The organism is Methylobacterium sp. J-078, assembly GCF_022829285.1.
GTDB lineage: Bacteria > Pseudomonadota > Alphaproteobacteria > Rhizobiales > Beijerinckiaceae > Methylobacterium.
Genome location: NZ_JAKSYI010000010.1, coordinates 1 through 475, shown reverse-complemented (window position 1 = coordinate 475; position 475 = coordinate 1). Strand labels below are relative to the sequence as shown.

Sequence of the window (475 nt, the reverse complement as noted above, 5' to 3'; positions counted from 1 at the left end):
GTGCCGCTGGCGCCGAGGGCGGGACCGAGCGCTGCGGCATCCCCGAGAGCGAGGACGCTGCCGACCTGAAATGCCGTGCCGCCGCCACGCGTAGCTGACACGACCTGCCCGAGGGCCGACGCCGCCCTGCCGCCATCGGTTACGGCGTTAGAGGCGATCTGAAGCGCCGCGGTCAACTGGCCCACGGTGGCGGTGGCGACGGCGATCTCAGAGTAGTTCCCAACTTCGAGCCCCAGCATGGGTGCCAGCGCGTCGAGCACACGGTTAGCATCGACGCGGGTGCTCGCAAGTGCGTTGTAGTCGACCACCGACAGCGTCAACGGCTTCCCGAGCATTGCGCCCAGAACGGCGTTCGCGACGCCGGCATCGAGGCCGGCCAATCCGGACCCGATCGTGAAGGACGCGAACTGTGCCATCGCCGCGGTGCTCTGTACCTTGATGGCGATCTCGCGGCCGAGGCCGAGGGCGGGAGCGA

General features: G+C 69.3%; 1 pseudogene. It reads right to left on the bottom strand.

The window, feature by feature from the left end:
• Window positions 1-475 (bottom strand): annotated as a pseudogene (locus tag MKK58_RS00190) (hypothetical protein); the annotation flags it as partial.